This window comes from Pseudomonas sp. S1_E05 (assembly GCF_056337105.1).
This window is the reverse complement of the sequence record NZ_JBFRHM010000001.1, coordinates 1,743,369-1,764,233: the sequence shown is the minus strand read 5'-3', so window position 1 is coordinate 1,764,233 and position 20,865 is coordinate 1,743,369. Positions and strand designations below refer to the sequence as shown.

General features: G+C 60.6%; 12 protein-coding genes and 1 pseudogene. 11 read left to right on the top strand and 2 right to left on the bottom strand.

Translation table 11 applies throughout. The features are described 5' to 3' along the window. Nucleotides 1–72 precede the first annotated feature (72 nt). The 4 genes from AB4N33_RS08035 to AB4N33_RS08020 all read left to right on the top strand — a co-directional run bounded on the left by AB4N33_RS08035 (nucleotide 73) and on the right by AB4N33_RS08020 (nucleotide 5,571). The gene (locus AB4N33_RS08035; RefSeq protein WP_460125425.1) at nucleotides 73–744 is read left to right on the top strand and encodes a DUF3313 domain-containing protein; all 672 of its coding nucleotides are present in this window, start codon (nucleotides 73–75) and stop codon (nucleotides 742–744) included. Between the two features lie 411 nt (nucleotides 745–1,155). Further along, complete coding sequence (locus AB4N33_RS08030; RefSeq protein WP_476456940.1) at nucleotides 1,156–3,741, top strand: S-type pyocin domain-containing protein; 2,586 nt, start codon at nucleotides 1,156–1,158, stop codon at nucleotides 3,739–3,741. Next, complete coding sequence (locus AB4N33_RS08025) at nucleotides 3,719–3,994, top strand: bacteriocin immunity protein (RefSeq protein WP_476456939.1); 276 nt, start codon at nucleotides 3,719–3,721, stop codon at nucleotides 3,992–3,994. Before AB4N33_RS08030 ends, AB4N33_RS08025 begins: the two co-directional genes overlap by 23 nt. Before the next feature lie 83 nt (nucleotides 3,995–4,077). Continuing rightward, nucleotides 4,078–5,571 carry a bacteriocin immunity protein gene (locus AB4N33_RS08020; protein ID WP_476456938.1) on the top strand — a complete coding sequence of 498 codons (1,494 nt, stop codon included), beginning with the start codon at nucleotides 4,078–4,080 and terminating at the stop codon, nucleotides 5,569–5,571. Nucleotides 5,572–5,603: 32 nt separating this feature from the next. Here AB4N33_RS08020 and AB4N33_RS08015 read toward each other — a convergent pair whose 3' ends face one another. Next, nucleotides 5,604–6,029, bottom strand: a complete 426-nt coding sequence (locus AB4N33_RS08015) for a YciI family protein (protein ID WP_476456937.1) — start codon at nucleotides 6,027–6,029, stop codon at nucleotides 5,604–5,606. 278 nt (nucleotides 6,030–6,307) lie between these two features. On the opposite strand from AB4N33_RS08015, the gene tpx reads away from it, so the two are divergent. From tpx to AB4N33_RS07980, 7 genes and pseudogenes are all read left to right on the top strand, one after another. Then, nucleotides 6,308–6,808, top strand: coding sequence for a thiol peroxidase (tpx, locus tag AB4N33_RS08010; RefSeq protein WP_476456936.1), 501 nt, complete (start codon nucleotides 6,308–6,310; stop codon nucleotides 6,806–6,808). A 221-nt stretch (nucleotides 6,809–7,029) separates the two neighbouring features. Continuing rightward, nucleotides 7,030–8,343 carry an MdtA/MuxA family multidrug efflux RND transporter periplasmic adaptor subunit gene (locus AB4N33_RS08005; RefSeq protein ID WP_476456935.1) on the top strand — a complete coding sequence of 438 codons (1,314 nt, stop codon included), beginning with the start codon at nucleotides 7,030–7,032 and terminating at the stop codon, nucleotides 8,341–8,343. After that, a pseudogene (locus tag AB4N33_RS08000) lies at nucleotides 8,340–11,442 on the top strand (MdtB/MuxB family multidrug efflux RND transporter permease subunit). Before AB4N33_RS08005 ends, AB4N33_RS08000 begins: the two are co-directional and overlap by 4 nt. Beyond that, on the top strand, nucleotides 11,439–14,546 hold the full coding sequence (locus AB4N33_RS07995; protein WP_476456934.1) for an efflux RND transporter permease subunit: 3,108 nt from the start codon (nucleotides 11,439–11,441) through the stop codon (nucleotides 14,544–14,546). The pseudogene AB4N33_RS08000 and the gene AB4N33_RS07995 overlap by 4 nt, the downstream one beginning before the upstream one ends. Next, on the top strand, nucleotides 14,543–16,012 hold the full coding sequence (locus tag AB4N33_RS07990) for an efflux transporter outer membrane subunit (RefSeq protein ID WP_460141868.1): 1,470 nt from the start codon (nucleotides 14,543–14,545) through the stop codon (nucleotides 16,010–16,012). The genes AB4N33_RS07995 and AB4N33_RS07990 overlap by 4 nt, the downstream gene beginning before the upstream one ends. 252 nt (nucleotides 16,013–16,264) lie before the next feature. Next, a complete protein-coding gene (locus tag AB4N33_RS07985) occupies nucleotides 16,265–18,346 on the top strand; it encodes a putative bifunctional diguanylate cyclase/phosphodiesterase (protein WP_476456933.1) in 2,082 nt (693 codons plus the stop codon). A gap of 117 nt (nucleotides 18,347–18,463) precedes the next feature. Further along, a complete protein-coding gene (locus tag AB4N33_RS07980; protein ID WP_460125390.1) occupies nucleotides 18,464–19,210 on the top strand; it encodes an SDR family oxidoreductase in 747 nt (248 codons plus the stop codon). A 131-nt stretch (nucleotides 19,211–19,341) separates the two neighbouring features. Here the strand turns inward: AB4N33_RS07980 and mapR are convergent, their stop codons facing one another. Continuing rightward, the gene (mapR, locus tag AB4N33_RS07975; protein WP_476456932.1) at nucleotides 19,342–20,751 is read right to left on the bottom strand and encodes a GntR family transcriptional regulator MpaR; all 1,410 of its coding nucleotides are present in this window, start codon (nucleotides 20,749–20,751) and stop codon (nucleotides 19,342–19,344) included. Between the last annotated feature and the right edge of the window lie 114 nt (nucleotides 20,752–20,865).

Below are 20,865 nucleotides of genomic sequence, written 5' to 3'. Positions count from 1 at the left end.
CAGCCCAACGCATTGGCTATACCTATTACCAGCGTGTCCAAACTGTCTCGTCCGCCTTACAGGAGTTACCGCATGAAGCTTGCCTTAATGATGAGCACACTGTGCATCGCCTCGATTGGCATGGTGGGGTGTTCCAGCAACAAGGTTGAACCGGATCAATATTCCGGCTTTCTCAAGGATTACAGTCGGCTGCAGGAAGCGAAGTCGCCTTCGGGTGCCGTGGTGATGCGCTGGATCGATCCCAAGCTCGACACCGCCAAATATAAAAGTGTGTACATCGAACCCAGCCAGCTTTACCCCAAACCCCAGCCCACGGCGAAAATCCCTCAGACGACCCTGAACGGGATCACCAGCTATTACGACCAGGCCCTCAAGCGTGAAATCGGCAAGTCGCTACCCCTGGCTGCCGGTCCAGGCCCCGGAGTGATCGTGGTACGGCCGGCAATCACGGCGGTGAGCAGCAAGACCGAAGGCCTGAAGCCCTATGAAGTGATTCCCATCGCCCTGGTGGCGGCCGCAGTCAGCACCGCCAGCGGCATCCGCGATCAGGAAACCGACCTGGCCACCGAAGCGGTATTCCTTGATGGCGGCGACAATCATGTACTCGCGCAGGTGGTCAGAAAAGGCACCGGCAAGCCACTGGAAAATGACTCGCAGGTGTTGAAGGCCGATGACGTGAAAGGCGTGATCGACGGCTGGGCGGCGGACTTGCATCAGTCTTATCTGAAACTCAAATCCAAATAACCACACTCTCCCCTGTAGGAGCGAGCCTGCTCGCGATGAAGGTCCAGACAACGCAGGCACTCAGGCCGCCAGCGCTATCGCTGACGACCATCGCCTCGATGCGACGGTCCGACACGTTCGCTCCTGCAGAGATGGGGTAATCCCCAACCCTCGAAGATACCCCCGCCGACGCACATCACATCGCACATCCTCTGGCCACGCTGTGGTTCGCCCTCCAGGGCGCGCAGGCTTGCGTCATTCAATTACATCACGGGCTATTCGTGGGCGTCCTTGCCGGTTGAGAACCGCAGAAGGACGGGCGCTCCGCTTGTAATGCTCTGAATTAAGTGAAAAGCAAACGATATAAATATCTACCGCAGCTGAAGACCGCCCCATCCACATGCTGTGCCCTACAGACTAAGGAGAGACTGTATGGCACAACAAATTTTCAACGATGGATCGTCCGGGGATGTGGTTATCAGGTCAGGCCCGCCAGCATCCGGTGGTGGCGGTGGATCATGGGGCGGTGGCTTTGGCGGGAACCGCGTTGGCGCCTCCGGGGCATTCGTTGGCGTAAGCAAAAAACGCAGCAGGGCCAGGGCGCTCGCCAGGCAAGCGGATAGACAAGCCAAGGAGCAACAACGGATACAGGCAGCCGCTGCTGCCGCGCACGCTCAGGAGCAGGCTCGCCTGCTCACCCGACAGCAGACGCTGGCGGCGATGCAGGCCAGTCATGTCATTGCCCGCGCCGCGATTGACCAAAACTACGCGGCGAGAGCTGAACACCTTGGCGCAGTGACTGATCAGGAAATCAGGGCAAAACGCGGGCCTGGCATTGGTGTGCCCAGCTCCGAGCGATGGCAGTTACATTCCATCGAGAGGCAAAGAAGCCTGATTGATGAGCTCGTGGCTCAAAAAGCGGCAGCGCTCGAAGCAAACAATCATGTCGCACAGGCTTTCGATGGGTTCGACCCGCTCACGCGCACCCCCGATGACTACCTCGCACGACTCGGGCAGTTCGGCGATGCATTGGCCCAAGGTCATCAGGTCTGGGAAAACAGTTACACCGCCGCGGCTGAAGCGCGCTTGCTGGCAGCGCAGATCAGCGCCTTGCACGATAAATCCAGTGCGCTGCTCAAGGAACATGCCACCTGGGTAGAACGACTGGCTGCGTGGGAAAAGTTGCGTCAGGTTGCTGAACAGCGTGATGCGCGCATTCGCTTCAAGCAGCAGACCGATGCGCAGGCTCGCCTGGAGCGCGTCCGGCAGGCTAATACCCTCAGCGTGCCTATTGCGCCATCGACGACCGCGTTGTCGATGCTGGTCAACCCCCGTGGATTGTGGGTGGCGGGTGCAGCCGACGGCTTGGCTGCGGGCATGTCAAGAGCTGTTGCCGCCCTTGCACCGCTCGCAGGCGCGCTGGGCACACTCACGGCCGGGCAGGTCGCGATCTTTGCCGGGGGAATGGTCATCCCGTCCGAACTGGGCAATGGCGAATTGACCCCGGAGCAACGCCAACGCTTGTACCACGCCGTGGTCGTCCCGGCGCAGGCGCTGGAGCTTCATGACGTGTCGGAGTTGCAAGCCATCGCCGATACCGGTGGTTCGGTGGAAATGGAGTACCGGGCTAAAACCCTGGAAACCCCGGAAGGCACCGCGGTCATCGTCACCAGAACCGGCGGGGAGGTCGATACCCAGGTTCCGGTACTGAACGCGACACTGGACCCGTTGACGGATCGATACACCGTCGATGTTCCAGGGGCACCTGCCCGACACCTGGAGTTCATGCCGCAGACCACGGCTGATGCCAACGCGACCGCACCCTCCGGCGCCGCGCTCACTGAGCCTCAGTTGCTGGAGATCCCGCCAGGCGTCGACTGGCGAATCCAGGATTGCGTGGTGTGCGTCCCAGGGCTGGAACCGGTCTACGTATCCTTCAACGCCGCACCGCTGGGAAGCGGTGTGGTGACCGGTACTGGGCAACCAGCCACTGCCGATTGGTGGAAGTCCGCTACCCAGGCGAGCGGAGCAGCCATCCCGACCCAGATCGGCGATGTGTTTCGCGGGCGTGAGTTTACCTCGTTCGCGGGGTTCGATCAGGCGCTCTGGCAAACCCTCGGCGAGGATCGCGTACTCGCCTCTTCGTTCAACGAGCTGAACAGAAAACGCATCGAACAGGGCTTCGCGCCTTACGCTCCGAAAAGTACCTGGGTTGATGAAAACCGTGAGTTCGAACTGCGTTATGAGGAGCGCGCGCCGTTCTGGGACGATGCCCTCAACCTCGACAAAATCAGCATCAAGACGCCGGCCAGCGCAGGCGGGTGGCTGGGCATTGTCCCCGCCGTTACGCCCTGGCCGATTCCACCGGCCAGCAGCTGGAAGCCATTGCAGCCACCAGGGGCGGAACAGCTGGGTTCGACGGTGTCACCTGCGGCACCTGTAGACCCGTTGGTTTATCCCGGCAGTACGGCCATCCCGGTCCTACCGCAAATCGAGACGTTTCCGGCTGTTGAGCAAGGGCAGGGAGCTGCGAACATACCTGGGTTTCCGGCAGACATGGAGCTGCCGTCGTCGGACGTCCTGTTTCTGGACCGACGGGATGATCCGGGTGTAGCAACCGGCTTTGGCAAGGAGGTTTCGGGGGTATGGTTGGGCGAAGAGGCGCGAGTGAATGGGGCACCTGTTCCGGCACGAATCGCAGAACAGTTGCGATCACAGGTATTCAGGAATTTCCATGGGTTCCGGCGTGCGTTTTGGAGGGCGGTTGCGGCGGATGTTGAGTTGAGTGACCAATTTTCTTTCATTGATCTGAACTCAATGCGAATGGGAAAGGCTCCCTTGGCATTGCAAGTCGACCGGCGAGGAATGCGGGTGAAATTTGAAATTCATCATCTCGACGAGGTCGCTAAGGGCGGAGCTGTTTACGATATGGATAACCTGTTGATCATGACGCCCAAACTTCATGTTTCTATCCACAGCAAAGGAAAATACGGTAATGGAATTCAAAGAAAGATTTGAAGATTACACCGAAGTAGAGTTCAGGGAATTCATTCGATGTTTTTTTGAAAATGAACGTAATCTATCTCCGGACGCATTTGAAGATTTTCTTATCAAAGGTGTCTTGCATTTTGCAGCGATTACCGAATACCCCAGTGGATATGACATACTTCTGCGTCCGGCAGAGCCGCAGGAAAAGTGCATTAATAGGGTAGTAGATGAGGTGGTGAATTGGCGATTGACCAACAATAAGCCTGGCTTCAAATCAGAATAATATTTGTAATGTACTCAGTGGCGCCCGCTCTCGGATGAGCGGGCGCCCGTTGTTCACTAAATAACATCAAGGAAGAACCAAGGATGGAGCTTAAACCCAATCTAACGGATTACACGGCGGCACAATTTCAGGAACTGGTTAACCGGATCTGGGCGGTAGATGTGCCGGAAAAAGACCACAATCGCCTGATCGAACATTTCGACCAGATCGTAGGCCACCCCAAGGGGGCGGACCTGTTGTTTGGTGAAGAAGAGTCGGGCATGTCGCAAGGGCCGGAAACGGTCGTCCATCACGTCCGGCAATGGCATCGCTCCCAGGGCCTGAGCGCGTTCAAGGATGAGGGCATCCATGAACCGCCACCGCCTGTCAGGGCTACGCTGGTGCAGCGCAGTCTGGCGGATGCGCAAAAGATTGCCGCAGACCTGGCTGCGGCAGATTTATCGGTCGAGCAAGCCTTGGGGGGATTTGAGCGGGGTGTCCAGCACATGCGATCAGTGCAAGGCGTCACGCGCGATGTGTGGCAACAGGAAAACGATATTCGCACGTTGGAGCAGGCGCAGCATGACGCCTACATCTGCATCCAGAAATATGGGTTCCTGAAAATGCGCATCGAGTTTGCCAAAACCAGCGCACTCCAACGGCTGCGATATTCGGGGGCGGAGCAAAATCAGTGGCACGACGTCGCGCAACATCTCAATGCAACCCATGACCGTTACACGGCGCAGTTGGCCACGATCCAGCAGTCCCATCGCGCCCTGCACGACGAAGCCGAGGCGTTGTTGGTCGCGGCTCAGCAAGTATTGATCAGCGCCCGCGCTTTGGCGGGTTCGAGCCCGACTGCTTCCAATCACCAGCTTCACGCCTCGTTGCTCAACGCCGGAAAACGCCCCGAGCTATTAATGGAAGGCGAGGTATCGGCATTGGCGTATTCCCAGCAAGTCGATCTGCAAAAGTCCATTCGTTCTGCTGTCGCCGAATTTGCCTGGCGCAACACGGCGGTCGAATCGACAAGCCCGCGCACCCAGGCTGCGGTATTGCAGTTCGAGTTTGCCAGCCGGGCGGATGTGAAAGTCTACGGTCTGAGTGTTCCGCTGTCCGAGTTCATGCCCGTCGAGGGCCTTGATTGGCAGGCGGTGGCCGCCAACCGCTCAGAACTGGCCTTGCCATTCAGGATGGGGCCGGCATTGACAGCCTCCAAGCCTGGTTCGAAGTTCATGGGGTTGCGCGAAGTGGCATTGCTGGAACAGCTCCACGTTACGGCGGCGAAGGGCACGACTTCAGCGAGCAAAGTGCGCGTGCGCCGCGCCGAGCGAGCCGGGCAGCCAGGCACATACAGATTTACCAGTGACGGGGCCGCAGGGATTACTGTTTTGTGGTCTGTAGCGAACACGCTGGACAAACCTGCTCCATCAGCTCCCGGATTCAGGAGGCAGGTGGGGTTTGTTTACTCGTCACCGGTGCCGACGCTTGAGCCGGCTCCCGATGCCGAGGAAAACTTGCCAGATTACATTGTGGTCTTTCCCGGTGAAGCCGGGCTCGACCCTCTCTATGTTGTCCTGACCGTTCGAAATGAGTAAGCGTGGCGCGCCTTACCCGTCAGGCGGCGCACTCAGCTTTTCTTCCCGGCCGCGAACGCCCGTTCTTCCTGCTCACGCAGCTCGGGGGTGAACTCATCGCCGAAGTCGGATGCCTCGAACACCTGGCGAATTTCGATCTCGGCGTCGGTGCCGGGCATCGGGTTGGGGCAGCGCTTGACCCATTCGATCGCTTCTTCCCTGGAGTTGACCTGCCACAACCAGAAGCCGGCGATCAGTTCCTTGGTTTCGGCGAACGGTCCGTCGATGACCGTGCGCTTGTCGCCGTTGAAGCGCACGCGCGCGCCCTTGCTGCTGGGTTGCAGGCCTTCGCCGGCCAGCAGGACACCGGCCTTGGCCAGTGCTTCGTTGTAATGACCCATGGCAGTCAGCAGTTCGGTGCTGGGCATGAGGCCGGCTTCGGAGTCGGCGCTGGCCTTGATGATGATCATGAAGCGCATGGTGGTGGTTCCTTCGGTTTGGGTGGATTCACCTTATGGTCGATTGGCGATGGGGCAAATCGACATCCTTCTGTAGGAGCGAGCTTGCTCCGGGCGGCGTTCCGACGATGGGGGTGTCTGACGCCCAGGATGTCGGATGTGCGGGCCCCATCGCGGGCAAGCCCGCTCCTACAATTGTCGTCTACAGAGTTCACAATTTGTATCCGCCCATAGGTCGCTGACCCATTTCATGGTTAACTTCGGCCCTCTCACCACCAACGTTCAGAAGGACTCCGTTCATGGCTCAAGTCACCCTCAAAGGCAACCCGGTTCAAGTCAACGGCCAGTTGCCACAAGTCGGTTCCAAGGCGCCAGCCTTTTCCCTGGTTGCCGGTAACCTGTCCGATACCACCCTGGCGAGCTTTGCCGGCAAGCGTAAAGTGCTGAACATCTTCCCAAGCGTAGACACGCCGACCTGCGCCACTTCGGTCCGCAAATTCAATGCCCAGGCCAATGACGTCGCCAACACTGTCGTGCTGTGCATCTCTGCCGACCTGCCATTCGCCCAGGCCCGTTTCTGCGGCGCCGAAGGCCTGGAAAACGTGCAGAACCTGTCGACCCTGCGCGGCGTCGAGTTCATCGAGAACTACGGTGTGGCCATCGCCGACGGTCCTCTCAAGGGCCTGACCGCCCGTGCAGTCGTGGTACTGGACGAAAACGACAACGTGCTGCACAGCGAGCTGGTCCCTGAAATCGGCCAGGAGCCGAACTACGAGGCCGCTCTCGCTGTCCTGAAATAATTCATCGTCAACAATAGTTGGCGGCACAGGGGCATTCTCGCCGGATTCCTTGCCAATCCACCGGGAATGTTCCCTTGTTCAAAGCGTTTTCATAGGCGCTTCAGTGCCTTAGACAAACCTTCCGATACGTAAGCCGAAGGTAAATTGCCGGTAAAGGCGCTTTGCTATTTGCCCGCCAGTGCTTATCGTTCAGCCTCCCGTAGAAAAAGCCCACGCGCCCAATGGTTGATCACTCCATGCAATCCTCCGCTTTCCGTAATCCTCGTCGCTGGCTGCTCGGCCTGCTTGTCCTGTTGGTCATCGCTGGCCTGTGCTGGAAGTTCTGGCCCACCGGCGCACCCAAAGAAGGGGCAGGGCAGAAAGCTGCGGCCGGTCATGTGGGGCGTTCCGGCGCCATGCGTCCGGGTTTCGGTGGCGCAGGCGGGGCAGTACCGGTGCGCGTGGCGCCAGCGGTCAAGGGCGACTTTGCGCTGTACTACAAGGCACTGGGCACCGTGACGGCGCTCAATACCATCAATGTGCGCAGCCGCGTCGGTGGTGAACTGATCAAAGTGGCCTTCCAGGAAGGGCAGATGGTAAAGGCGGGCGACTTGCTGGCCGAAATCGACCCGCGTCCTTACCAGAACGCCTTGCTGCAGGCCGAAGGCACGTTGTTGCAAAATCAGGCGCAGTTGAAAAACGCCCAGGTCGATGTCGAGCGTTATCGTGGCCTGTATCGCGAAGACAGCATTGCCAAACAGACCCTGGACACCGCCGAAGCCTTGGTGGGCCAGTATCAGGGCACGGTCAAGACCAACCAGGCAGCGGTCAACGACGCCAAACTCAATCTCGAATTCACCAAGATCCGTGCTCCGATCACCGGCCGGGTCGGTCTGCGTCAGCTCGACGTCGGCAATCTCGTTGCCGCCAATGACACCACGGCGCTGGCAATCATCACCCAGACCCAACCGATCAGCGTCGCCTTCACCCTACCGGAGAACAACCTCGATGTGGTGCTGGCCCGCTACCGCAGTGGCGCACAGTTGCCGGCGGAAGCCTGGGACCGTGGCGATGTTAAATTGCAGGCCACCGGTGTACTGAGCAGTTTCGACAACCAGATCGACGTCGCCACCGGCACCCTGAAGTTCAAGGCGCGCTACGACAACCGGGACCAGGCGCTGTTCCCCAACCAGTTCGTCAACGTTCACTTGCTGGCAGATACCCTCAAGGATGTCGTGCTTGCGCCATCGGCCGCCATTCAGTTCGGCACCAACGGTACGTTCGTCTATGCCCTGGACGGCGACAGGAAAGTCACCGTCCGCCCGTTGAAAGTTGGCGCCAGCGATGGCGAGCACACAGTGATCACCGAAGGCCTGGCGGCAGGCGACCGCGTGGTCCTGGAAGGTACCGACCGTCTCAAGGAAGGCAGCGAAGTGGAAGTGGTCAACGACTCCAAGGATGTGCCAACCGCGCCGACTGAACATCTGCAGGGCAAATCGGCGGCAAGTACGACTGAGCCGGGCACCACCGACAAGGCGAAAAAGGGCGGCGCATGAATCTCTCGCGGCTGTTCATCCTTCGCCCGGTTGCCACCACACTGAGCATGCTGGCCATTGTTCTGGCCGGCCTGATCGCCTATCGGCTGCTTCCCGTCTCTGCCTTGCCCCAGGTCGACTACCCGACTATCCGCGTGATGACGCTCTATCCCGGCGCCAGCCCGGACGTCATGACCAGCGCCGTAACGGCGCCGCTGGAGCGTCAGTTCGGACAAATGCCCGGGCTGACCCAGATGGCGTCGACCAGTTCCGGTGGCGCTTCGGTGTTGACGTTGCGCTTCAACCTCGACATCAATATGGATGTCGCCGAGCAGCAGGTGCAAGCGGCCATTAACGCCGCGACCAATCTGCTGCCCACCGATCTGCCAGCCCCCGGTCTACAACAAGGTCAACCCGGCAGACACCCCGGTTTTGACCTTGGCGATCACCTCGAAAACCATGTTGCTGCCCAAGCTGCATGATCTGGTGGACACGCGCATGGCGCAGAAAATCGCACAGATCAGCGGTGTCGGCATGGTCAGCATTGCTGGCGGACAACGCCAGGCCGTGCGCATCAAGGTCAATCCCGAGGCGCTGGCTGCCGCCGGCCTCAACCTGTCGAACGTACGCACGCTGATTGGTGCATCGAACGTAAACCAGCCCAAGGGCAACTTCGACGGTCCGACCCGGGTTTCGATGCTCGATGCCAATGACCAGCTCAAGTCCCCCGAGGATTATGCCAACCTGATCCTGGCCTACAGCAACGGCGCGCCTTTACGCCTCAAGGATGTGGCAGAAATCGCCGACGGTGCTGAAAACGAACGCCTGGCGGCGTGGGCCAACGAGAACCAGGCGGTGCTGCTCAACATCCAGCGCCAACCCGGTGCCAACGTCATCGAGGTGGTGGACCGGATCAAGGCCTTGCTGCCCAGCATCACCGACAACCTGCCGGCCGGGCTTGAGGTCACCGTGCTCACCGACCGAACCCAGACCATTCGTGCATCGGTCACTGATGTGCAGCATGAACTGTTGATCGCCATCGCCCTGGTCGTGATGGTCACTTTCCTGTTCCTGCGCCGTGCCAGTGCGACCATCATCCCGTCGATCGCCGTTCCGTTGTCGCTGATCGGTACCTTCGGCGTGATGTACCTGGCCGGGTTCTCGGTCAATAACCTGACGCTGATGGCCCTGACCATTGCCACCGGCTTCGTGGTGGACGACGCGATCGTCATGCTGGAAAACATTTCCCGGTTCATCGAAGAGGGCGACAGCCCACTCAATGCTGCATTAAAAGGCGCGAAGCAGATCGGCTTTACGCTGATCTCCCTGACGTTGTCCCTGATCGCGGTATTGATTCCGCTGCTGTTCATGGCGGACGTGGTAGGGCGACTGTTCCGCGAGTTTGCGATCACCCTCGCGGTGGCGATCCTGATTTCCCTCGTGGTGTCCCTGACGCTGACGCCGATGATGTGCGCCCGGCTGCTCAAACGTGAACCCAGGGAGGAAGAGCAGGGTTGGTTTTACCGCTCCAGTGGCAATGTAATTGATTGGATGATCGCGGCTTACGGGCGCAAGTTAAAGTGGGTTCTCAAGCATCAACCACTGACGTTGCTGGTGGCGGTCGGTACCCTGGGACTGACCGTGGTCCTGTATCTGGTGGTCCCCAAGGGTTTCTTTCCGGTGCAGGACACCGGGGTGATCCAGGGCATTTCCGAAGCGCCGCAGTCGATTTCCTTCAGGGCAATGAGCGAACGGCAACAGGAACTGGCCAAGGTGATCCTCGCGGACCCGGCGGTCGAAAGCCTGTCTTCCTACATCGGGGTCGACGGTGATAACTCGACGCTCAACAGCGGTCGACTGCTGATCAATCTCAAATCCCATGGTGATCGTGACCTGACGGCCACCGAGGTCATCGCTCGCCTGCAACCTGAATTGGACAAGCTGGTTGGCATTCGCCTGTTCATGCAGCCGGTGCAGGACCTCACCATCGAAGACCGCGTCAGCCGTACGCAGTATCAATTCAGCATGTCGTCGCCGGATGCAGAGTTGCTGAGCCTGTGGAGTGGTCGTTTGGTGGAGGCGCTCGCCCAGCAGCCGGAACTGGCGGACGTCGCCAGCGATTTGCAGGACAAGGGCTTGCAAGTCTACCTGGTCATCGACCGTGATGCGGCCTCGCGGCTCGGTGTATCGGTCTCGGATATCACCAACGCGCTGTATGACGCTTTCGGCCAGCGGCAGATTTCCACCATTTACACTCAGGCCAGTCAGTACCGCGTGGTACTGCAATCGCAGTCCGGCGAGAAGATCGGCCCTGATGCGCTGAACCAGATCCACGTCAAGACCACCGATGGTGCACAGGTGCGGCTGTCGAGCCTGGCACACATCGAGGAGCGCCAGGCTCAATTGGCGATCACCCACATCGGTCAGTTCCCGGCGGTGATGATGTCCTTCAACCTGGCGCCCGGCGTGGCGCTGGGGCATGCGGTGGACATCATCGAACAGGTGCAGAAGGACATCGGCATGCCGATTGGCGTGCAGACCCAGTTCCAGGGCGCAGCGCAAGCGTTCCAGGCTTCGCTGTCGAGCACTTTGCTGCTGATCCTCGCGGCGGTGGTGACCATGTACATCGTGCTGGGCGTGCTCTACGAGAGCTACATTCACCCGATCACCATTCTCTCGACCTTGCCGTCGGCTGCGGTCGGTGCCTTGCTGGCCCTGCTGCTGAGCGGCAATGACCTGGGCATGATCGCGATCATCGGCATCATCCTGCTGATCGGTATCGTGAAAAAGAACGCGATCATGATGATCGACTTCGCGCTCGATGCTGAGCGCAATCAAGGCATGGACCCGGAAACGGCGATCTATCAGGCGGCATTGTTACGTTTCAGGCCGATTCTGATGACCACGCTGGCGGCATTGTTCGGTGCGGTGCCACTGATGCTGGCCAGCGGTTCCGGGGCCGAGTTGCGCCAGCCGCTGGGCCTGGTAATGGTGGGCGGCCTGCTGCTCAGCCAGATCCTGACGCTGTTTACCACGCCGGTGATCTACCTGTATTTTGACCGTCTGGGGCGGCGCTGGGGCCGTCCATCCGAGTCGGTGGACGCGGTCGAACAGCCATGAACCTGTCCGGTCCTTTCATCAAGCGCCCGGTCGCCACCATGCTGTTGAGCCTGGCGATCATGCTGCTCGGCGGCGTCAGTTTCGGCCTGCTGCCGGTGTCGCCGCTGCCGCAGATGGACTTCCCGGTGATCGTGGTCCAGGCCAGCCTGCCGGGGGCCAGCCCTGAGGTGATGGCCTCGACCGTGGCCACGCCGCTTGAACGCTCCTTTGGTGCCATTGCCGGCGTCAACACCATGAGCAGCCGCTCCAGCCAAGGTTCGACCCGGGTGATTCTGCAGTTTGACCTCGACCGCGATATCAACGGCGCGGCGCGGGAAGTTCAGGCGGCGATCAACGCCTCGCGCAACCTTCTGCCGAGCGGCATGCGCAGCATGCCAACCTACAAGAAGGTCAACCCGTCCCAGGCGCCGATCATGGTGCTGTCGCTGACCTCCGATGTTCTGGAAAAAGGCCAGCTCTACGATCTGGCCTCGACCATTTTGTCCCAGAGCCTCTCCCAGGTGCAGGGTGTGGGGGAGGTGCAGATCGGCGGCAGCTCACTGCCGGCGGTGCGCATCGAGCTCGAGCCCCAGGCGCTGAACCAGTACGGCGTGGCGCTGGACGACGTACGAACCACCATCGCCAATGCCAACGTACGCAGGCCCAAGGGCTCGGTGGAGGATGGCCAGCGCCTGTGGCAGGTGCAAGCGAACGATCAACTGGAAAAAGCCAAGGATTACGAGTCGCTGATCATTCACTACGCGGACGGTGCAGCCCTGCGCCTGAAGGATGTGGCCAAAGTCAGCGACGGGGTCGAGGACCGCTACAACAGCGGCTTCTTCAACGATGACGCGGCGGTGCTGCTGGTGATCAACCGCCAGGCAGGCGCCAACATCATCGAGACGGTCAACGAGATCAAGGCACAACTGCCGGCGTTGCAGGCCGTGCTGCCAGCCAGCGTCAAGCTGAACCTGGCCATGGACCGCTCGCCGGTGATCAAGGCCACGCTGCACGAAGCCGAAATGACCCTATTGATCGCCGTGGCCCTGGTGATACTGGTGGTGTTTCTATTCCTGGGCAACTTTCGGGCTTCGTTGATTCCGACCCTCGCGGTACCGGTGTCGCTGGTGGGCACCTTCGCGGTGATGTACCTGTATGGTTTTTCCCTGAACAACCTGTCGCTGATGGCCCTGATCCTGGCCACCGGGCTGGTGGTGGACGATGCCATCGTGGTGCTGGAGAACATCTCCCGGCACATCGACGAGGGTGTACCGCCCATGAAGGCGGCTTACCTGGGCGCCCAGGAAGTCGGTTTCACCTTGTTGTCCATGAACGTTTCGCTGGTGGCAGTGTTCCTCTCGATCCTGTTCATGGGCGGCATCATCGAAAGCCTGTTCCGCGAGTTTTCCATCACCCTGGCGGCGGCCATCGTGGTGTCGCTGGTGGTCTCCCTGACGCTGACGCCGATGTTGTGCGCGCGTTGGCTCAAGCCGCACACGCCAGGGCAAGAGAACCATCTGCAACGCTGGAGCCGACGGACCAACGACTGGATGGTGGCCAAATACGCCACCAGCCTCGACTGGGTGCTTCGTCATCGGCGCTTGACGCTGCTCAGTCTCTTCGTGACAGTTGGCGTTAATATCGCGCTGTATGTCGTTGTTCCAAAAACATTTATGCCGCAGCAAGACACGGGTCAACTGATTGGATTCGTGCGCGGGGACGACGGGCTGTCATTCAGCGTGATGCAGCCAAAAATGGAGATTTTCCGCCGCGCGGTGCTCAAGGACCCTGCGGTCGAAAGCGTTGCCGGATTCATCGGTGGCAGCAACGGCACCAACAACGCCTTCATGCTGGTGCGTCTCAAGCCCATCAAGGGGCGGGAGATTTCCGCACAGAAAGTCATCGAACGCATGCGCAAGGAAATGCCCAAGGTTCCCGGCGCCCAGTTGATGCTCATGGCGGACCAGGACCTTCAGTTTGGTGGCGGTCGCGAGCAGACGACCTCGCAGTACTCCTACATCATCCAGAGCGCCGACCTCGGCCAATTGCGCACCTGGTACCCGAAAGTCGTGGCGGCGCTCAGGGCATTGCCGCAACTGACCGCCATCGATGCGCGGGAGGGCGGCGGTGCGCAGCAGGTGACGCTGATCGTCGATCGCGATCAGGCCAAACGCCTGGGCGTTGACATGAACATGGTCACCGCCGTGCTCAATAACGCCTACAGCCAGCGGCAGATTTCGACGATCTACGACAGCCTCAACCAGTATCAGGTGGTGATGGAGGTCAATCCCAAGTACGCCCAGGACCCTATCACCCTCGAGCAGGTCCAGGTGATCACCGCCGACGGCGCACGGATTCCGCTGTCGACCATTGCCCATTACGAAAACAGCCTGGCCGAAGACCGCGTCAGCCACGAGGGCCAGTTCGCGTCCGAGAGCATTTCATTCGACATGGCCGAAGGCGTGACGGTGGAGCAGGGCACGGCTGCCATCGAGCGTTCGCTCGCACAACTCGGCATGCCGGAAGACGTGATCGTGAAAATGGCCGGCACCGCCGATGCTTTCGCCGCGACGCAGAAGAGCCAACCGTTCATGATTCTCGGTGCGTTGCTGGCGGTCTATCTGGTGCTGGGTGTGCTGTATGAAAGCTACATCCATCCATTGACCATTTTGTCGACCTTGCCATCCGCCGGGGTCGGCGCGTTGCTGTCGATCTATGTGCTGGGTTCGGAATTCAGCCTGATTTCCTTGCTGGGGCTGTTCCTGCTGATCGGCGTGGTGAAGAAAAACGCCATTCTGATGATTGACCTGGCATTGCAACTTGAACGGCATCAAGGCATGGAGCCACTGGAATCGATTCGCAACGCCTGCCTGCAACGGCTGCGGCCCATCCTGATGACCACGCTCGCGGCGATTCTCGGGGCCTTGCCTTTGCTGCTGGGCCGAGCCGAAGGTGCGGAAATGCGCCAGCCGCTGGGCCTGACCATCATTGGCGGGCTGATCTTCAGCCAGATCCTTACGCTTTACACCACCCCGGTGGTTTACCTCTATCTCGACAAACTGCGCCATCGTTTCAACCGTTGGCGCGGCGTGCGTACCGATGCCGCTCTGGAAACTCCGCTATGACTGACCGTTCGCTTACCCACCTCACCGTGCCGCTGCTGATGGCCCGAGGCTCGCGTCTGCTCTCCCTGTCGCTGTGCGTTGCGCTGCTCAGTGCCTGCGCCATCGGCCCGGACTACCAGCGTCCGCAAACCGCCGCACCTGTGCAGTACAAGGAAGCGGCCGGCTGGCGTCAGGCCACGCCGAGCGACTCGCTGGCGCGCGGTGCATGGTGGGAGCTGTACGGCGACCAACAACTCAACGGCTTGATCGACAAACTCAACAGTGGCAACCAGACCGTCGCGCAATCCGAAGCCCAATACCGGCAGGCACAGGCGCTGGTCCGCAGTGCGCGCGGGGCGTTTTTCCCCACGGTGGACCTGACCGTCGGCAAAAACCGCTCCAGCCAGGGCACCGGCAGCAGCAGCTCGAGCCTGAGCAGTTCCTCCAGCGGCATCCGCAACACCTACACCGCCCAGGCCGGGGTCAGTTGGGAGGCCGATATCTGGGGCAAGCTGCGCCGCGGCCTGGAAGCTGACACGGCCAACGCCGAGGCGAGCTTCGCCGATCTGGCGGCGATGCGCCTGAGTCAACAGTCGGAGCTGGTGCAGAACTACCTGCAACTGCGGGTGATCGATGAGCAGAAACGCCTGCTGCAAGCGACAGTCGAGGCCTACCAGCGGTCGTTGAAAATGACCGAAAACCAATACCGCGCTGGCGTTTCCGGCAAAGACGCCGTGGCACAGGCGCAAACCCAGCTCAAGAGCACCGAGGCCGATCTGGTTGACCTGATCTGGCAGCGTGCGCAGTTCGAAAACGCCATCGCCGTGCTGATCGGCCTGCCGCCCGCCGAGTTCACCCTCGCCGAAAGCCAGGACATTCCGCAGTTGCCCGAGGTGCCACTGAGCCTGCCGTCACAACTGCTGGAACGGCGCCCCGACATTGCCTCCGCCGAACGCTCGGTGATCGCCGCCAACGCCAACATCGGCGTGGCGAAGGCTGCGTACTACCCGGACCTGACTCTGAGCATGAACGGTGGCTACAGCAGCAGTACCTCGAATGGCCTGTTCACCGTACCGAACCGCTTCTGGTCGGTTGGCCCGCAACTGGCCATGACCCTGTTCGACGGCGGCCAGCGCTCGGCGGAAGTCGACCGTAGCGAGGCGGCCTACGACGAAACCGTGGCCAAATACCGCCAGACCGTGCTCGATGGCTTCCGCGAAGTGGAAAACTACCTGGTACAACTCAAGGTCCTGGAAAACGAGTCCGAAGTCCGCCAGCAGGCGCTGGACGCTGCGCGAGAATCCCTGCGCTTGATCCAGAACCAATACAAGGCCGGGCTGATCGCCTATCTGGACGTAGTCGTGGTCCAAGCCACCACACTGAACAACGAGCGCAGCATGCTGGACCTGTTGCAGAGCCGGCTGATCGCCAGTGTGCAGTTGATCGCGGCACTGGGCGGCGGCTGGGATGGCCAGGTGGACCTGTAGGAGCGAGCTTGCTCGCGATGGCATTGGGTCAGGCGCATTGGTGTTGGATGTGCCGCCGTCATCGCGAGCAAGCTCGCTCCTACAGGGCCGTCGAACGTTTTTTGAATTCAAGCACTACGTTAAAACAAGCGTTTCATCGCCTTGCTGGCATTTTGCTCATTTTCTCAGTGCGTTCCTCTGCGCGATCAGTACAATCGCCTGATTTATTCGCCGCGAATGGAAGCAGTACGGCGGGTATTTTTGAGAATTTTCATGCTCATCGGTAGCTATTCCCCCTCGCTGGTCATCATCTCGCTGTTTGTCGCCATTCTTGCCTCCTACACGGCGCTGGACCTGACCGGGCGCATCGCCACGGCGAAAGGGCGAGCGGTGCATTTCTGGACGGCGGGTGGCGCGTTTGCGATGGGGGTCGGAGTCTGGTCGATGCACTTCATCGGCATGCTCGCGTTCGAGTTGCCGATTGAACTGGGCTACGACATTACGCTCACCGGTCTGTCATTGCTCACTGCCATCCTCTCCAGTGGTTTTGCCCTGTGGCTGGTGAGACAGCCACGCCTGCCCCTGTGGCAACTGGCGTTCGGCGCACTGGTGATGGGCAGCGGCATCAGCGCGATGCATTACACCGGCATGGCGGCGATGAGCATGCAGCCCGGGATCGTCTACGACCCGGTGCTGTTCGCCGTCTCCTTATTGATCGCCGTAGGTGCATCGGGCGCGGCGCTGTGGATCGCCTTTCGTCTGCGCAAGCACACACCGTATGTCAGCCTGATCCGTGGCGGCGCCGCCGTGGTCATGGGCATTGCCATCGTGGGCATGCATTACACGGCCATGGCGGCGGCGCAGTTCCCCGACGGGAGTTTCTGTGGTGCCATCAGCAGCGGCCTGAACGGCAAGGGCCTGGACGGACTGGTACTGGTCACTACGCTGGCGGTGTTGAGCATTGCCTTGCTGACCTCGATTCTCGATACACGCCTGGAGGCTCGCACGGCGGACCTCGCGCAGTCGTTGACCGAAGCCAATCGCGAACTCACTCAACTGGCCTTGCACGACACCCTGACCGGGCTGCCCAATCGCGTGCTGCTGGCTGACCGCATTGATCAGGCGATGTCAGTGGTCAGGGAGCAGGGCGGCTGTTTTGCCTTGATGTTCATTGACCTTGATGGTTTTAAACCGGTGAACGATGCCTTTGGTCACCACATGGGCGACCTGTTGCTACGAGAGGTTGCCGCGCGGCTGCGCGTGGACTTGCGCAGCCATGACACCCTGGCCCGCATCGGCGGTGATGAATTTGTGCTGCTGGTGCAACTGGCGGCCGAAGAAGACGCGCTTAACCTTGCCGCACGACAGGTCGGGCTGATCGCCCGCCCGTTCCGCGTGACCGAGCATGACCTGCAGATTTCCGCGAGCGTTGGCATTGCCCTGTATCCGGGCAACGGCAGCACCGCCGAAGAACTGCTGATGAACGCTGATGCGGCGATGTATCACGCCAAGGGCGCCGGCAAAAACGGCTACAGATTTTTTGATGTGTCCATGAACAATAACGCGCGCAAACAACTGCAATTGTTGCAGGACCTGCGCTGCGCCGTGGAGCAGTGCCAGTTCCGCCTGCATTATCAACCCAAGTTCGCCGCTGGTAGCCGTCGTGCCATTGGCGCGGAGGCGCTGTTGCGCTGGGAGCACCCGACTCAGGGATTGTTGCTGCCGGACAAGTTCATCGACCTGGCGGAGAAGACCGGTCTGATCATCTCCATCGGCGAATGGGTGCTCAACGAAGCGTGCCGGCAGATGCGTGAGTGGTACGTGCTGGGTTATACCCATTGGCGCATCGCGGTGAACCTGTCAGCGTTGCAATTCTGCCACGGCGGCCTGGTGCAGAGCGTGGCCAGGGCGTTGGCCACGCACAAGCTGCCGGCCAACTGCCTGACCCTGGAAATTACCGAAACCACGGCAATGAGCGATGCGGATGCGAGCATGACGGTGCTAAACGAGTTGTCGCAGATGGGCGTCGACCTGTCCATCGACGACTTTGGCACCGGCTATTCCAGCCTGATGTACCTGAAAAGACTGCCGGCCAATGAACTGAAGATCGACCGTGGTTTCGTCCGTGATCTGGAGCGCGACAGCGACGACGCGGCCATTGTCTCGGCCATCGTGGCCCTGGGCCAGGCGCTGGACTTGCGAATCGTCGCCGAGGGGGTGGAAACCGCCGTGCAGCAGGACTTCCTCACCCAGCTCGGTTGCGATTCACTGCAAGGCTTCCTGCTCGGGCATCCGGTGCCGGCGGAGCATTTCATGGCGAGCATCCAGGGTGCGCAAGACCTGCCAGTGAGCTGAAACGGCTGGCCGCTGGCAGGGCCGACCCGTGGTAAACGTGCCACAGCTCATGCAAAACCCGTGAATGGCGGTTATTCTTGGCCCCGACTGCTTACGCTTGAACGGGGAAATGCACGCATGGACAAAGTCATTGTCATCACCGGCGGCAGCCGTGGCATCGGTGCCGCTACCGCTCAGTTGGCGGCCGTGCAGGGCTACCGGATCTGCATCAATTACCAGTCGGATGAAGAAGCGGCCCATCGCGTCCTGGAGCAGGTCCGCGCCCTGGGGGCCCAAGCAATTGCGGTGCGTGCCGACGTCAGCATCGAGGATGAAGTCATTGCCCTGTTCAATCGGGTCGATGCCGAGCTGGGGCGGGTCACCGCGCTGGTCAACAATGCCGGCACCGTGGGGCAGAAGTCGCGCATCGATGAGATGTCCGAATACCGCATCCTGCGCACCCTCAAGACCAATGTCCTGGCGCCCATCCTCTGCGCCAAGCACGCGATCCTGCGCATGTCGCCCAAGCATGGCGGGCAGGGCGGCAGCATCGTCAATGTCTCCTCAGTCGCCGCGCGCCTGGGCTCGCCCAACGAATACGTGGACTACGCCGCCTCCAAAGGTGCGCTCGACACGTTCACCCTGGGGCTGTCCAAGGAAGTGGCCGGTGAGGGCATTCGGGTCAACGCCGTGCGGCCCGGCTATATCTACACGGATTTCCACGCACTCAGTGGCGACCCGGATCGGGTCAGCAAGCTGGAGTCGGCCATCCCCATGGCTCGTGGCGGCCGGCCGGATGAAGTGGCAGAAGCGATTGTGTGGCTGTTGTCGGACAAGGCGTCCTATGCGACGGGGACGTTTGTGGATTTGGGTGGGGGGCGGTAGGTCGGCAGATTTGTGGTGATTGTGAGCGCCCTATCGCGAGCAAGCTCGCTCCTACAGTGGATCGGTAGCATTCACAAATACACTGTAGGAGCGGGCTTGCCCGCGATGGCGTCGGATCAGCCAACACTCACTCAGAACGACCGCACAATCCGCCCCAACGTCTCCATTGCCCGCTCAGCCGTCTCACTCCACGGGCTGCCATAATTCAGGCGAATACAATTCCTGAACCGCTGGGTCGGTGAAAAGATCGGCCCCGGCGCAATGCTGATGCCCTGTGCCAACGCCATCTGGAACAATTTCAACGAATCCATCTGCGGCGGCAGTTCCAGCCACAGGAAATAGCCCCCGGCCGGTTGGCTGACGCGGGTCTGCGCCGGGAAATAGCGCGCAATCGCCGCGAGCATGGCGCTCTGCTGTTCTTCCAGTGCGTAGCGCAACTTGCGCAGGTGCCGGTCGTAACCGCCATGTTGCAGATAGTCGGCTATGGCGGCCTGAGCCGGCATCGACGCGCACAGGGAGGTCATGAGCTTCAATCGCTCGATCTTCTGCGCATAACGGCCGGCGGCGACCCAGCCCACCCGATAACCAGGCGCCAGGCTTTTCGCGAACGAGCCGCAATGCATCACCAGCCCCTCGGTATCGAATGCCTTGGCCGGTTTGGGCGCCTGTTGGCCGTAATAGAGTTCGGCGTACACATCGTCCTCGATCAGCGGCACCTGGTGCTGGCGCAGCAGCGCCACCAACTCCTGTTTTTTCGCCTCGGGCATGGTCGCGCCCATCGGGTTCTGGAAGCTGGTCATGGTCCAGCAGGCCTTGATCGGGTAGCGCTCCAGGGTCTGCGCAAGCACATCCAGGTCCATGCCATCGCGCGGATGCACGGGAATTTCCACGGCCTTGAGTTTCAGGCGCTCCAGGATTTGCAGGCAGGCGTAGAACGCCGGTGCCTCGATGGCCACCAGGTCGCCGGGTTCGGTCACGGCTTGCAGGCACAGGTTCAGTGCTTCCAGTGCACCGTTGGTGATCAGCAGTTCTTCCATCGGCAGCATCAAGCCGCCCACCATGTAACGCAGGGCGATCTGGCGGCGAAGTTGCGGGTTGCCTGGCGACATGTCGGTGACCACCATGCGCGGGTCCATGTCCCGAGTGGCGCTCGCCAGTGAGCGCGACAACCGCTGCAAGGGGAATAGCGTCGGGCTGGGGAACGCCGAGCCGAACGGTACTGTGGTCGGGTCCTTGATCGAGTCGAGTACCGAGAAAACCAACTCGCTGACGTCGACTTCGGTGGATTCGTTGACCTGGCTGCTGATCACGGGCTCCGAAAACGGGCTCGGTGCATGGGTGTTGACGAAATACCCGGAACGCGGACGGGCGCGGATCAGGCCACGTCGCTCCAGCAGGTAATAGGCCTGGAACACGGTGGAGGGGCTGACCCCGTAGGTCTGGCTGGCGTAGCGCACTGAAGGTACGCGTTGGCCGGGGCCAAGGACACCGGAGCGGATCAGTTCAGCGATGTCATCGGCGAATTTTTCGTAGCGTTTCATTTAAAGCCCGCAAGGTGTCTTTTATTGAAATCCGGGTGTCCTTATCGCGAGCAAGCCCGCTCCCACAGGTATTCGATTGCACACAAATCTGTGACCAACGCCGGACCTGTTGTA